This window comes from Pseudomonas sp. PVC-3-1 (assembly GCF_057444315.1).
This window is the reverse complement of record NZ_CM172023.1, coordinates 4,275,182-4,290,085: the sequence shown is the minus strand read 5'-3', so window position 1 is coordinate 4,290,085 and position 14,904 is coordinate 4,275,182. Positions and strand designations below refer to the sequence as shown.

Genomic DNA, 14,904 nt, shown 5'->3' with positions numbered 1-14,904 from the left:
ATGCCCCACTTCAGGAGCCTCCGGGTACCGACATAGGGGGCCTTTTCTGTACGTGCCACCCTGGCGCTCGTGTCGACCTGCCAGGTTTCCGCCGCACTTCCGGAGCATTGCCATGATGTCGCTCCATTTCCGGGCCTTGCGCCGCGGCCGATCGAAGCCTCCTTGGGACAGTCTGGTACCGGTTCGCGAAGAACTCTTCGGCATCGAACGGCTCGAACAGCACGCGCAGAGCCTGGCCCTGGCACAACAAGTGACGGATACGCCAAGGCGTGTACTGCCGTTGCATGTGCGCCTGGATGACAACGCCCGTGTCCTGCTGGCTGCCTACCGGGCCAGCGCTGTCGAGTTGGAAAGGGGCAATGGTGTGGTACCGGCTGCCGAGTGGCTGCTGGACAATTACCACATCGTCGAAGAACAGATCCGTGAGGTCCGCGACGACCTGCCGCCTGGCTACTACCGGCAGTTGCCCAAGCTCGCCGATGGACCGTTCGCCGGCTACCCACGGGTCTTCGGCCTGGCCTGGGCCTTCGTGGCGCACACCGACAGCCACCTCGATGTGGAGCTGCTGCAGCGCTTCATCCATGCCTACCAGCGAGTCCAGCCACTGACCATCGGCGAACTGTGGGCGGTGGCGATCACCCTGCGCATCGTCCTGATCGAGAACCTGCGGCGCCTGGCCGAGCAGATCAGCGCCGGCCGCATAGCCCGTGCCGATGCCGATGCCCTGGCCGAGCGCCTGCTCTCGCCAGGGCACGCTCGCTCGGCGCTGGAGGCGGATATCGCCGCGCGCTCGACTGGTCCGCTTTCCGAGGTGTTCTCCGCCCAACTGGCCAAACGCATGCGCGACCAGGACCCGCGCACGACACCGACACTGGGTTGGCTCGAAGAGCGCCTGCACGAACAGGGCGTCAGCGTCGAAGCGGCGGTCCAGCATGCGCAGCAGCGCCTGGGCGCCTCCAATGTCACAGTGCGCAATGTGATCACCAGCATGCGCCTGATCTCCGATATCGACTGGGCACAGCTGTTCGAGAACGTCAGTCTGGTCGACGCGCGGCTGCGCGACGGCAGCAACTTCGCTGCCATGGACTTTCCCACTCGTAACCTCTATCGCAGCGCCATCGAACAGTTGGCGCGCGGCTCTTGCCTGGACGAGCTCCAGGTGGTCGATCACGCCCTGGAGGCTTGCCGTCAGGCTGTGGCCGATCATTCGGAAGGTGAAGACCCCCGCCGTGAATTCGATCCCGGATTTCATCTGATTGCTGAAGGCCGCCCGACGCTGGAGCGCGCCATCGGCTTCAGCCCGACGCTGCACCTGCGCCTGAATCGCTTCAGCGTGCGCCTGGGCATGGGCGGCTACATCGGTACCATCGGCCTGCTCAGCCTGGTGCTGCTGGGATTCGTATTCCATCTGCTGAATCAGCCTGCGCCCTCCTGGGGCTGGATGCTGGCCTTCCTGGCCTGCCTTTGCGTTCCGGTGACCGAAGTGGCCACGGCACTCATCAACCGCTTGGTGACCTGGAGCTTTGGCGCGATAACGCTGCCTGCGCTGGAACTCCTGGCCGGCGTGCCACAGGCGTTGCGCACCGTGGTGGCGGTGCCGACCTTGCTGACCACTGAGGCCGATCTGCTGGAGCAGATCGAGCGGCTGGAGGTCCACCATCTCGCGGGTATCGGCGGTGACCTGACCTTCGTGCTGATTCTCGATGGCGTCGACGCGCCACAGGAGATCCTGCCCAGTGATGCACCGCTGCTCGCTGTTGCGGCTGCGGCCATCGACCGCCTGAATCGGCATTACGGCCAGGGTCCCGGCGGCCAGCGCTTCTTCGTGCTGTTTCGCAGGCGCTGCTTCAACCCTGCCGAGGGCTGTTGGATGGGCTGGGAGCGCAAGCGCGGAAAGTTGCATGAACTGAACCGGCTGTTGCGCGGCGCCACCGATACCAGCTTCGTGGCGATTGCCGGAGAGCCGCCGCGAGTGCCGAGCGAGGTACGCTTGGTCATCACCCTCGACGCCGATACTCGCCTGCCCCGCGAGGCGGCCCTGCGCCTTATCGGCAAGATGGGCCACCCGCTGAACCAGCCGCGCTTCGATGCCCTGCAGCAGCGAGTGATCAACGGCCACGCGGTACTCCAGCCGCGGGTGACGCCATCGCTGCCGATGGGCGGGGAGGGCTCGTTGTACCAGCGCGTCTTTTCCGGCCCGGCAGGCATGGACCCCTACGCGGCGGCGGTGTCGGACGTTTATCAGGATCTGTTCGGTGAAGGCTCCTTCACCGGCAAGGGGATTTATGACGTCGATGCCTTCGAGCGCGCGATGGCCGGCCGGGTCGCGGACAATCGACTGCTCAGCCATGATCTCTTCGAAGGCATCTTCGCCCGCGCAGGGCTGGCGTCGGATGTCGAGGTCGTCGAAGAGTCGCCGTCGCGCTTCGATGTGGCGAGCAGGCGTATGCACCGCTGGACCCGCGGCGACTGGCAGCTATTGCCGTCGATGCTCGGCCACTGGCGCGGGCCGCAGGCGATGCCGTTGATCGGCCGCTGCAAGATGCTCGACAACCTGCGCCGGTCGCTGGTCGTGCCCTTCGCCCTGGCCAGCCTGCTGCTCTGCTGGTGGCTGCCATTGCCGCAGGCACTGCTGGCCGCGACGTTGGTCATTCTGACCCAGGCGATCCCGCCGTTACTGCCGATCTACTGCGCGTTGCTGCCAGCGCGCTCCGGTGTTCGATTACGCAGCCACTTCGCCATGCTCGGCGCCGACTTCCGTCGTGCGTTGCTGCAGATCCTGCTGTCGCTGGCCTTTCTGCCAAACGATGCCTGGAGCATGGTCGATGCCATCCTGCGCACGCTTTGGCGGATGTACGTCAGCCAGCGCAACCTGCTGGAGTGGACCACTGCTGCACAGTCCTCACGCAAGCCGCGCCCTGGCTGGCTCGGCAGCTATCGGCAGATGGCCGGCGGGACGGCCCTCGCCGCATCGGCCGGCATCACCGGGTTGGCATTGCAGCCGGCGAACTGGTTGCTGATCCTGCCATTGACCCTGCTCTGGTTGAGCGCGCCTCTGCTCGCGTTCTACAGCAGCAAGCCCACGCAGCCGTCGCGTCGTTCGGGCCTGGAGGAGGATGACGCAACCGCACTGCGCCTGTGCGCACGGCGAACCTGGCGCTTCTTCGAGACCTTCGTCACGCCGGCGGACAATCTACTGCCGCCGGACAACTTCCAGGAGCAGCCCAGGCCTGTGCTGGCTCACCGCACCTCGCCTACCAATATCGGCCTCTACCTGCTGTCCGCGGTGGCCGCTCGCGATTTCGGCTGGGCCGGCGGCCTGCAGACACTGGAGCGCCTGGAGGGCACCCTGGCGGTGCTGGAGAAGCTGCCGCGCAGCCACGGCCATTTCTTCAACTGGTACGGAACCCGCGACCTGCGAGCCCTCGAACCGAGGTACCTGTCCTCGGTGGACAGCGGCAACCTGGCTGGGCACCTGATCGTGCTGGCCAACGCGTGCGAGGAGTGGCGCGCCAGCCCGCTGGTGGAGGAAGCCCGCCAGGGCCTGCTCGACACCCTGCACCTGGCACGGCAAGCCGTCGCAGCGCTGCCGCTGGCTGAAGATGTCGCGTTGCTGCAGGTGAAGGACGACGTGCGGGAGATTCACCGGGCCCTCACCGGCCCACAATCGCTCGACGCCTTGCTGCCCGCCCTTGGGCACCGCGCGGAAAAGGCCGTGCGTTGCGTCGCGGGCCTCGCGCCGGCTGGCGAGGAGGTCGGCGACCTGTCGTTCTGGTTCGACGCACTGCGCAGGGCCTTCGCCGAGCACAGCCGAGACCGACGGCATGGCGATGAAAAGGCATTGGACCGACGCCTTCAGGCCCTGGCCGATACGGCGCGCCGGCTGGCTCTGGAGATGGATTTCGGTTTCCTGCTCAACCAGGAGCGCAAGCTGCTGTCCATCGGCTATTGCGTGGACGACAATCGCCTGGACCCCAGTTGCTACGACCTGCTGGCCTCCGAGGCGCGCCTGGCCAGCCTGTTCGCCATCGCCAAGGGCGATCTGCCGACCCGCCACTGGTTCCGCCTGGGCCGCACGGCCACGCCGGTGCCCGGTGGCTCGGCGCTGATCTCCTGGTCCGGCTCGATGTTCGAGTACCTGATGCCCTCGCTGGTCATGCGGGCGCCGGCCGGCAGCCTGCTGGAGCAGACCAACCGCCTTGTCGTGGCGCGGCAGCAGGCCTACGGGGCCGCGCTGGGCATCCCCTGGGGCATTTCCGAATCGGCCTACAACGCCCGCGATCTGGAATTCACCTACCAGTATTCGAACTTCGGCGTGCCGGGACTTGGTCTCAAACGCGGATTGGCCGAGAACGTAGTCATAGCGCCCTATGCCACGGCGCTGGCGACCATGGTCGATGCGCAAGGGGCGCAGCGCAATTTCGATCACCTGACGGCTGTCGGTGCGCTCGGCCGCTATGGCTTCTACGAGGCTCTGGACTTCACCCGCTCACGCCTGCAGGACGGGGAAAGCGTCGCCATCGTCTGCAGTTTCATGGCCCACCACCAGGGCATGAGCATCGTCGCCATCGCCAATACCCTGCAGCACGGGCGCATGCGCTGCCGCCTGCATCGCGAGCCGATGATCCAGGCCAGCGAACTGCTATTGCAGGAGCGCGTCCCGCGCGATGTGGCGCTGGGGCATCCCCGCGCCGAGGAAGTAACGGTAGCGCCCAGCGACACCATTGCCGATGCGTCCACGCTGCGCCGAGTCGATGCAATGCTCGATGGGCCGCCGATCACTCATCTGCTGTCCAACGGCCGCTACGCATTGATGCTGACTGCCAGCGGTGGCGGCTACAGCCGCTGGGGAGATATCGCAGTGACGCGCTGGCGCGAGGATGCCACCTGCGACGACTGGGGCAGTTTCATCTTCCTGCGCGACCTGCAGAGTGGCGCACTGTGGTCGGCCACGGCGCAGCCTGGCGGACAACCGGTTGAGAATGGCGAGGTACTGTTCGACGAGGACCACGCCGAGTTCATCCATCGCGACGCCGCGCTGCTGACCAGCCTGGAAGTACTGGTGTCCGGCGAGGACGATGGCGAGGTGCGGCGGGTGTCGCTGACCAATCATGGTCGCCGCGCACGCGAAATCGAACTGACTTCCTATGCCGAAGTGGTGCTGGCAACGCCGGCAGCCGATGGCGCGCATCCGGTGTTCTCGCGGATGTTCGTGCAGACAGAATACCTTGCCGAGTTCGGCGCCCTGGTCGCCACGCGACGCCTGCGCTCGCCGGACGATCCGTCGATCTGGGCGGCCCATTTCGCAGTGGTCGAGGGCGAGTTGATCGGCGAGACGCAGTATGAGTCCGACCGCGCCCGCTTCCTCGGCCGTGGCCGAACCCTGCGGGAGGCGCAGGCAGTTCTGGGCCACCGTGCCCTGGGCAACTCCCAGGGCAGCGTGCTCGATCCGATTTTCTCCCTCCGCCTGCGCCTGCGGGTGGCGCCTGGCAAGGTTGCACGGGTGGCATTCTGGACACTGGTAGCCAGTACCCGGGAAGCCTTGCTTGACCTGATCGACAAACACCATGAACGCAACGCCTTCGAACGCGCCAAGACCCTGGCCTGGACCCAGGCCCAGGTGGAATTGCGCGACCTGGGCATCGATGCCGAGGAAGCCGCCGATTTCCAGCGCCTGGCGGCGCCGATTCTCTATGCGGATTATCGCTGGAGGGCACCGCAGGAAGCCCTCCGGCGCGGCGCAGGGCGCCAGTCCGGGCTCTGGCCGCTGGCGATTTCCGGAGATTTGCCGATCGTCCTGTTGCGCATCGACGAAATCGACGATCTGTCGCTGCTGCGGCAGCTCCTGCGCGCCCGCGAGTACTGGCGGATGAAGGGCCTGGACGTTGACCTGGTGATCGTCAACGAACGAGCCTCGTCCTATGTCCAGGATCTGCAGACCGCCATCGAAACCGCCGTACGCAGCAGCCCCTCGCGTCAACGCAGCGAGGGCCAGGCCTCGCGCGGCGCCGTGTACACCTTGCGCGCCGACCTGATGACCGTGGAGGCGCGGGAACTGCTGAACGCCGTGGCGCGGGTCAACCTGATGGCGCGCCGCGGCTCCATCGCTGCCCACCTGGGGCGTCTGCCGCCGGCCAAGCCGCGGCCGTCTGCCGCCCGGCATGCACCGGCGGCCTTGCCGCTGCTGCCCGCGACCGAGGGAGCGAGCAGTGATGAGCCGCTGGAGTTTTTCAACGGGCTGGGCGGCTTTGCGCTGGGCGGGCGCGAGTACAACATCATTCTGAACAATGGCCACACGACCCCGGCGCCGTGGATCAATGTGATCGCCAATCCAGCGTTCGGCTTCCAGGTCTCTGCGGAAGGCAGCGGCTACACCTGGGCCGGCAACAGCCGGGACAATCAGCTCAGCCCCTGGTCCAACGACCCGGTCATCGATCCTGCAGGTGAGGCTTTCTACCTGCGCGACGAAGACAGTCTGGCATTGTGGGGCGTTACCGCCCGGCCGATCCGCGACGCAGGCTTGTACCGCGCCGCCCATGGTTTCGGCTACAGCCGGTTCAGCCACACGGCCCACGGTATCGAGGCGCAACTGCTGCAGTACGTGCCGCTGGATGACCCGCTGAAGATATCGCGGCTCACACTGCGCAATACCTCCGGCCGGCCGCGCCGGCTATCGGTGACGGCTTACGTGGAATGGGTACTGGGTACCGCGCGCGGAGCCTGTGCCCCTTTCATCCTGACTGGGGTGGATGTCGACAGCGGCGCGCTACTGGCACGTAACCCGTGGAGCATCGCTTATTCCGAGCGGCTGGCTTTCGCCGACCTGGGCGGGCGGCAGAGCAGCTGGACCGCCGATCGCGGCGAATTCATCGGCCCTGCCGGTAGCCTTTCGGCTCCTCGGGCGCTACTCGGCGCCGCGGCGTTGTCGGGCGCCACCGGCGCTGGCTTCGATCCTTGCGCTGCCCTGCAATGCATCGTCGAGCTGGGTGTCGGCGAGTCCGTGGAAGTGCTGGCGTTGCTGGGGCAAGCCGGATCGGACGAAGAGGTTCGTGGTCTCGTGGAGCGATATCGCAGCATCGATCTCGATGCGGTATTGGCCGATGTGACACGGCACTGGCAGCAGCGGCTGGGCACAGTCCAGGTGCGCACGCCTGATCGCGCCATGGACCTCATGCTCAACGGCTGGTTGCTCTACCAGACGCTGGCGTGCCGCATCCATTCCCGTTCGGCGTTCTACCAGGCCAGCGGTGCTTATGGTTTCCGTGATCAGTTGCAGGATGGTCTGGCGCTGTCGTTCGCCTGCCCAGAGCTGACCCGCCACCACTTGCTGCGGGCCGCCGGGCGCCAGTTCGTCGAGGGCGATGTGCAGCACTGGTGGCTGGAACAGACGGGGCAGGGAGTGCGCACGCGAATCTCCGATGACCGGGTCTGGTTGGCCTATGCCTGTGCCAGCTATATCGAGTCATCCGCGGACCTTGCGGTGCTCGACGAAATGCTGCCTTTCCTCGAAGGGCCACAGCTGCATCCTGGCGAGAGCGATACGTTTTTCCAGCCGATGCTTGCGGAGGAGAGCGCCTCGCTGTTCGAGCACTGCGCTCGTGGCCTGGACCAGTGCCTGGAGATGGCCGGCGCCCACGGCCTGCCACTGATGGGGAGCGGAGACTGGAACGACGGAATGAACCGTGTGGGCGTCGGCGGGCAGGGCGAAAGTGTGTGGCTCGGCTGGTTGCTGTTGCATACCCTGGAGCGCTTCGGAGCGCTGGCCGAGGGGCGTGATGAGGTGCGGTGCGTGCGCTGGCGGAAACATTCGGCGGCGCTGCAGCTGGCCTTGGAGGAGCATGGCTGGGATGGCCAGTGGTATCGCCGAGCGACTTTCGACGACGGCACCTGGCTCGGTTCGGCGGCCAGCGACGAATGCCGGATCGATTCCATCGCCCAGTCCTGGGCGGTGCTTTGTGGCGGCGCGAATCCCGAGCGCGCAGCCACTGCCATGGCTTCGCTGGAGCGCTGGTTGATCCGTCAGGATGAGGGGTTGGCCTTGCTGTTCACTCCACCCTTCGATCAATCGCCGCGCGATCCTGGCTACATCAAGGGATATCCGCCGGGCCTGCGCGAGAACGGCGGGCAATACAGTCATGCGGCGATGTGGAGCATCCTGGCGTTTGCCCGTCTCGGTGAGGGCGACAAGGCGGCCGGGCTGTTCTCCCTGCTCAACCCGATCAACCATGCACGTACCGCAACAGAGGTGGAGTGTTACAGGATCGAACCCTATGTCGTCGCGGCCGATGTCTATTCCGTTGAACCCCATGTCGGGCGTGGTGGCTGGAGCTGGTACACCGGCTCCGCTGGCTGGATGTACCGTGCGGGGGTGGAAGGGATTCTGGGGCTCCGGCGCGAGGGTGCAAGTCTGCTCATCGATCCGTGTATTCCGCTGGACTGGCCGGGGTTCGACGCCAGCGTGACGGTGGATAGTTGCCATTACAGCATCGTCGTGGCCTCGGCCGGGACGCACTGCCGCGGCATCCAGCGTGCGCTTCTGGATGGCCTTTCACTGGTCTGCGGCGAAAGCCCGGTGCGGGTGCCGCTGGCGGTTGGCGAGCATCGCCTCGAGCTGTTCCTGTAAACTCGTGTCACTCCGCCGCATGGCCTGGACGACGGGGAACGTAGGGTAGCAAACGGTCGGTTTCCGCCTTCACCACCGCGTAACACTCGCAGCTCAATGCCTCCAGGCGCGGGCGGTCCAGCACGGTGATCCGCCCCCGGCTGTACTCGATCACACCTTGCTTCTGCAGTTTGCCGGCCGCTTCTGTGACGCCCTCTCGCCGTACACCGAGCATGTTGGCGATGAGCTCCTGGGTCATGATCAGCTGGTTGCCGGGCAGGCGATCGAGGGACAGCAGCAGCCAGCGGCAGAGTTGCTGGTCGATGGAGTGATGGCGGTTGCAGACTGCCGTCTGGGCCATCTGAGTGATCAATGCCTGGGTATAGCGGAGCAACAACATGAGCATGTCGCCGTGGCGACTGAACTCGTCCTTCATTCGTTGCCCCGCGAGCCGGTAAACGCTGCCGGCGCTTTGCACGATAGCGCGGCTGGGGGTGCTCTCGCCGCCCATGAAGACGGCTATACCGACCAGCCCCTCGTTACCGACCACGGATATCTCGGCCGATGCACCACTTTCCATCACGTACAAAAGCGAAATGATGGAGTCGGTGGGGAAGAACACGTAACGCATCGCATCACCGGGTTCGTAGATCACCTTGCCCAGTTCCAGGCGTTGCAGCTCCAGATGGGGGAAGAGGCGTTCCTGAACCTCTCGGGGGAGTGCGGCCAGTAAATGGTTCTGCGCGGGGGAGGGAGTCTCTCGCATGGCGGCCTCCTCACGGGGCGTATCGCGACTATTCAAGCATACAATTTCAGGCCTTTGCCGGTGGTGCAAAGTTCCCTATCGCACAGACCGGGCTCCTATTTGCGCGCAGCCTGGAGCTTGCGGCGGCGGATGCTGATTTGGCGCCTTGTACGACCCTGTCATCGCATCGTTCCAGGGTGGGCGTGAACATTAAAGATCGCGATTACTGCGGTATTTACGAGCCATAACGGCATAGTCGCCGATGACCATTCCTGCCCCGGCCGGGCGCAGATAGGCTCATCGGGAGTGACAACTGCAACTCCGAGGACGAAGGCCTTGGCGGCCTCAAGGAAATCGTGCTGGATTCGCAAAGTGGGCAAGTTGCCTGTGCCGGGCTGTCATTCGGCGGAATCCTGGAGATGGGAGAAAAACTGTTTGCAGTTCCATGGAGGCGGGATACGGCGAACAAGCGCTTCGTGCTTGACGTCGATCTGGACCGCCTGAGCAGCGCGCCGGGGTTCGACTAGGATAATTGGCAGGACATGCAGCATTCGACATTGGGCGGGAAATACCTAATCATTATCATTATGAAGCCGCGCCAGTCGAAGCTCCCAGCTTCTGATTGATTGTGCCTGGCCGTGCCCTGCCTTTTTGGCTAAATTGAAGCCGGCCAGATGATTCTTAATCAGCGGATTGGAAATATATTCGAGATTGACTGGATATTGGCCCGCTTGAGTGAGTCCATGATCACGGCGACACATTCAAGTTGTTGTCTGATTCTGGCGAGACTCTCCCTATTCGTGGAGGATTCGGAACTGACTTCTTCTGCCACAAGATCATTTATCGCCTGTGTCAGGCAACTGCTTGCAATATTAAGGCTTTGCCCAAATCGCTTTTCTTTCATGTCGAATCCCCGCTATTTTCCTGAGAATCGCATGGCTTGAGCCCAATGAGAGACCCCGCAGTTAGCGGGGTCTGGGGATTTCACAGTACTTTAACCTGCTCGGCCTGGTCACCTTTAGGGCCAACGCCCACCAGGAAGCTCACGCGCTGACCTTCATCCAGTGACTTGAAGCCTGGAGTGTCGATTTCTCGAAAATGGACGAATATGTCCGGCCCCATCTCGGGGGTAATGAAGCCAAAACCTTTTACTGCGTTGAACCATTTTACGGTTCCATTCTGACGAATAGCCATGATGATCTCCACGGGAATGGCTGCAGAGTGAAGTGGCCGAGGAGATGGGCGTCATGCATCAAGACGGAGCCGCTAAACACGGCAGAGGAATTAAATTATACAGCGAGCGGGGAGGTTTGCAGGGATTTTAAGATTAATTTTGATTATTCGGATGAATGGTCTGCTGGATGAGCATCGATATTATGTATTTCATGATTTTTTATTTGGTCTTTCTGTTTTTTTGACTTCTCTGAGATGTTGGGTAGAGGTTTTGATGGTCGCAGTTGCGGGGATGTTTCCCTAATGGGATTGAACTTGGTGGGAAAGATACCCGATCCAGATTCATTCCAGTAAGTTGGGTGCATATGAACAAAGAGTCCTCCCGTAGCGAGTCTGGCTGCAGCTTGGCATATGGCCGGCACCGGCTCACGGTGCCGGACTCTTTCAGTTGATTGCCGGGGGTAGCGTTACGCAGGCGGCCAGCACCCAGGCGGATGCATGGTCAAACCTCAGTTTGTTCCGCCATCGCCAGAGCGTCGTCGACCTCGATACCCAAATACCTAACAGTACTCTCCAGCTTCGTATGGCCGAGCAGCAACTGCACTGCTCTCAGGTTCTTTGTTCTGCGATAGATCAGCGATGCTTTGGTCCTACGAAGCGTGTGGGTTCCGTAGAGTGTGGGGTCGAGGCCGATTGTGGTTATCCAGGTTTTCACAATGCGGGCGTACTGCCTCGTGGAAATGTGAGCTGAAATTCGAACACGACTGGGAAAAAGGAAATCGTCGTTACGACGGCAAGCTGTTCGGATCCAAGCTTCAACCGATGCTCGCGTCTGAGCAGTGATTTCGAACTGCACCGGTCGCTGGGTCTTCTGCTGCATCACCATCGCGCGCGTCGACACATGATCGCCGTGAGCTATGTCTCTGACGCGCAGCTTCGTTAAATCACAGGCTCGCAGCTTGCTGTCGATAGCGAGGTTGAACAGCGCCAGATCACGTTCCTTGTTTGCGATCTCAAGTCGCACTCTGATAGCCCAAATGTCCCCAAGTCGTAGCGGTGCTTTTTGGCCGACCAGTTTGCCCTTGTTCCAAGGTTCGCGAGCTTTCGTTGCGGGTGTGGCCATGATTTGTCCTCCACATGAGTGAAGGGCTAGGGTGCATCGCATGCGATCTCAGGGCCGCTTCCGACCCTTAGCAGACATACGGTCGCAATGTCGCTGCTCAGCTAGAAGCGAGCAGCTCGTATCGCCATGGAGGGCTCCCGCAATCGCCACCGCGACCAGTACACTTGCCCGAAGGACAAGCCGCACAATGTGCCAAAACGGGTGCCAACCGCCGCACCCTGTCCATTCCCAACAGCCCGCCCAGTACCGGCAGCCTACCGGCGGATGCCGCTCCGTTGTTGGCGCGACAGGAGATATCCTCTGCGGCCGAAAGCCTGAATCCGGTCAGCGGCAGCGCCTGGCCCATGCCGTTGGAGTAATCACTGTCCAATGGCTTTGGATTCGGCGGGGTGAACGCGGGCGTTCTTTTCCGGCGCTGGGGTTGAGCCGTGCGTCCCGCATCCTGTACGAGCTTTTCGCGTTGTACAGCTTGCCAGGGCGTCGACCGCGTGCGTTTACAGCTGCAAGGCGCCGCGCAGCAGCAATCGCAGCTTCTGCGCGCTGCGGGCCGGACTGCTTCCCAGGGCTACGATGGGCACTCCCCCAGCGGCGTTGGCAATGTCCTGCGCCGCTTCGCCGATCAAGGCCAGTGGGCATTCAATCGCCATCTGTAATCGCTCCAGGCGTTTGATTGCATCGGCCGGCAGGGCAACGTGGGCGAGCAGCACCAGCGCGGCCGGCTGCATCGCCGCGCAGACCAGCGGCAATTCGTCCAGCGGCGCCCCCGGCGCCAGGGGCTGGACGCGCAGGTCGTCACCCCCCAGTAGCAAGCCGGTGGCCAGCAATTCGAATTCCTGCGTCGTCCCGGCCGCATCGGCGAGCAGTACGCCGGCGCCGAGCGCGCGGCTCATCTGCAAGCGGAGGAGGACGCGGGCGCGCAGGAAAGCGTCGAGGAACGCCCACTGGCTGCGGGCGCCAAAGGCATTGAGCGTCAGCAGGGAACGCCACAGCGGCAGGAGGATGTCCTCCAGCAGTGTGGCGCTGGGAAAGATGCTGTAGGCCTGGCCGTAGAGCCTGTCGAGTTCGCTCTGGTCGAACGTCGCCGTGGCTCGGGAAAACGCCTCGCGCCACTGCAGGCGCTCATCGTCGGGCTGGGCCGGCTCTTGTCGCTGGCGTTGGGCGAGCAACTCGCCGATCTTGCCGACCGCCATGCCCCGGCCCGTCCACAGCAGGATGTCCTGGATGGTCTGCAGATCCTGCGGGGTGTACAGACGGTGCCCGCCATCGGTGCGCAGCGGGCTGACCAGACCGTAGCGGCGTTCCCACGCCCGCAGGGTCACCGGGTTGATGCCGGTGAGGCGCACAACCTCGCGCATGGGCAGCAGATCGCTGGGGTCGATATCGGAGAGGTCGTTCATGGCGCGGCCAGGCGGCGAAGGAGCCAGGATTGTAAACCAGCGGCAAGGTTTGTGGCCGAGCTAGGCAGTACCCGGTGGCCCGACTACCCTAGGCGGATCGCAGTGAACCGGATAAACAACCCATGATCAACGCCAAGCTCCTGCAACTGATGGTCGAAGCCTCCAACGACGGCATCGTGGTGGCCGAGCAGGAGGGAGAGGACAGCATCCTGATCTATGCCAACGCGGCCTTCGAGCGCCTGACCGGGTTCGCCGTCGACGACATTCTCTATCAGGACTGCCGCTTCCTGCAGGGCAGCGAGCGGCACCAGGCTGGGCTGGCTGTCGTGCGCGAAGCGATCCGCGCCGGGCAACCCTGCCGCCAGGTGCTGCGCAACTTCCGCAAGGACGGCACCCCGTTCTGGAATGAGCTGTCGATCACGCCGGTGCGCAACGAAGCGGACCAGCTCACGTACTTCATCGGTATCCAGCGCGATGTCAGCCGAGAGGTCGCGGCTCAGGAGCGCGTCCGCGAGCTGGAGGTCGAGGTCGCAGCGCTGAAGAGCCGGCTGGCCGCGTTGAACCCCGGCAACTGATTATGTCCGCGAAAAATTGTACAACTCTGCTTGATTTGTACAATTAATGCCGTAGGCTTCGCTTATACCTGTACGAAAGTTAAAGGTTGTACAGGATTTGCCGGAGCTCACCATGTCGTTGTTCCTGGAATCCTTCGCCAACTGCTTTGCCTCGCTGGACGCCGCCAGTCTGCACCGACTGGACGACCTTTACAGCCAGGACGTGTGCTTCCAGGATCCGCTGCACCGGCTGGACGGCCTAGCCGAGTTACGCCGTTACTTCGAGTCGCTCTACGCCAACGTGCAGGAGCTGCGCTACGACTTTCACGGCTTCGATGAGGTCGATCAGGGGCACGGCTACCTGCGCTGGACCCTGTATTTTCGTCATCCGCGCCTGGCGGGCGGCAAGCTGATCGCTGTGGAAGGTTGCAGCCATCTGCGCTGGGGCGAGCGGGTGGACTTTCATCGGGACTACTTCGATGCCGGCGCGCTGCTTTATGAGCATCTTCCGGCCATGGGTGGCGTCATCGCCTGGCTCAAGCGGAGGTTGGCATGAGCCGCCTCTGGTTGACCGGAGCCAGCAGTGGCATCGGCGCAGCGCTGGCCGAACGGCTGCTCGCCGAGGGCCACAGCCTGGCCGTGACGGCACGCCAGGCCGCACCGTTGCATGCGTTGGCCCAGCGGCACGGAGCGCGCGTATTGGTAGTGCCTGGCGACATCGCGGAGGCCGCTCAGGTGGCCGACATTGTCCGCCGGATCGAGCAGGCCTGGGGGGCAATGGACCGCGTGGTGCTCAATGCCGGGACCTGCGAATACCTTGAGCCTGGGGAGTTCGACGCGGCTTTGGTGGAGCGCGTGGTCAGGACCAATGTGTTGGGCGCCGCGCTTTGCATCCAGGCGTGCCTGCCGCTGCTGCGCCGGGGCGTCCGACCGCACCTGGTGGTCGTCGGCAGCGCGGTGACCTGGCTGGCCTTGCCCCGCGCCGGTGCCTACGGTGCGTCCAAGGCAGCGCTGCGTTACCTACTGGAATCGCTGCGCATCGACCTGGCGGGCGAGGGCATCGATACGACCCTGGTGACCCCCGGCTTCGTGGATACGCCGCTGACCCGGCGCAACGATTTCCCCATGCCCATGATCTGGCCGGTGGAGCGTGCCGCCGAGCATATCACCCGGCGTCTGGAGTCCCGCCCGCTGGAGATCGCCTTCCCGCGCGGCTTCACTCTGCTGCTGCGGCTGCTGGGTGCGCTGCCCTCGAGCTGGCGTCTGGGCCTCGGGCGACGGCTCGCACGGCGCCCCGCGGAGGCCTGAAG

General features: G+C 63.9%; 9 protein-coding genes. 5 read left to right on the top strand and 4 right to left on the bottom strand.

Annotated elements, in window-relative coordinates:
* The first annotated feature begins 112 nt into the window (after positions 1-112).
* On the top strand, positions 113-8,623 hold the full coding sequence (locus AC2T4A_RS19845; RefSeq protein WP_218435892.1) for a glycoside hydrolase family 94 protein: 8,511 nt from the start codon (positions 113-115) through the stop codon (positions 8,621-8,623).
* 7 nt (positions 8,624-8,630) lie between these two features.
* On the opposite strand, the gene AC2T4A_RS19840 is transcribed toward AC2T4A_RS19845, so the two are convergent.
* Entirely contained in the window at positions 8,631-9,368 is a 738-nt protein-coding gene (locus tag AC2T4A_RS19840; protein WP_045217844.1) for a Crp/Fnr family transcriptional regulator, read from the bottom strand.
* Positions 9,369-9,619: 251 nt separating this feature from the next.
* Between AC2T4A_RS19840 and AC2T4A_RS19835 the strand changes: the two genes are divergently transcribed.
* Complete coding sequence (locus tag AC2T4A_RS19835) at positions 9,620-9,874, top strand: PRC-barrel domain-containing protein (protein ID WP_082085932.1); 255 nt, start codon at positions 9,620-9,622, stop codon at positions 9,872-9,874.
* A 457-nt stretch (positions 9,875-10,331) separates the two neighbouring features.
* Here AC2T4A_RS19835 and AC2T4A_RS19830 read toward each other — a convergent pair whose 3' ends face one another.
* The 3 genes from AC2T4A_RS19830 to AC2T4A_RS19820 all read right to left on the bottom strand — a co-directional run bounded on the left by AC2T4A_RS19830 (position 10,332) and on the right by AC2T4A_RS19820 (position 13,040).
* Entirely contained in the window at positions 10,332-10,541 is a 210-nt protein-coding gene (locus AC2T4A_RS19830) for a cold-shock protein (RefSeq protein ID WP_045217843.1), read from the bottom strand.
* Between the two features lie 481 nt (positions 10,542-11,022).
* The gene (locus AC2T4A_RS19825) at positions 11,023-11,643 is read right to left on the bottom strand and encodes a tyrosine-type recombinase/integrase (protein WP_486741586.1); all 621 of its coding nucleotides are present in this window, start codon (positions 11,641-11,643) and stop codon (positions 11,023-11,025) included.
* Positions 11,644-12,137: 494 nt separating this feature from the next.
* Positions 12,138-13,040, bottom strand: a complete 903-nt coding sequence (locus tag AC2T4A_RS19820) for a MerR family transcriptional regulator (RefSeq protein WP_045217887.1) — start codon at positions 13,038-13,040, stop codon at positions 12,138-12,140.
* A gap of 122 nt (positions 13,041-13,162) precedes the next feature.
* On the opposite strand from AC2T4A_RS19820, the gene AC2T4A_RS19815 reads away from it, so the two are divergent.
* From AC2T4A_RS19815 to AC2T4A_RS19805, 3 genes are all read left to right on the top strand, one after another.
* Complete coding sequence (locus tag AC2T4A_RS19815; protein ID WP_045217886.1) at positions 13,163-13,615, top strand: PAS domain-containing protein; 453 nt, start codon at positions 13,163-13,165, stop codon at positions 13,613-13,615.
* 112 nt (positions 13,616-13,727) lie between these two features.
* Entirely contained in the window at positions 13,728-14,150 is a 423-nt protein-coding gene (locus AC2T4A_RS19810) for a nuclear transport factor 2 family protein (RefSeq protein ID WP_045217885.1), read from the top strand.
* Positions 14,147-14,902: an SDR family NAD(P)-dependent oxidoreductase gene (locus AC2T4A_RS19805; RefSeq protein ID WP_045217884.1), complete on the top strand. Its 756-nt coding sequence runs from the start codon at positions 14,147-14,149 to the stop codon at positions 14,900-14,902. The genes AC2T4A_RS19810 and AC2T4A_RS19805 overlap by 4 nt, the downstream gene beginning before the upstream one ends.
* The last annotated feature ends 2 nt before the right edge of the window (positions 14,903-14,904 follow it).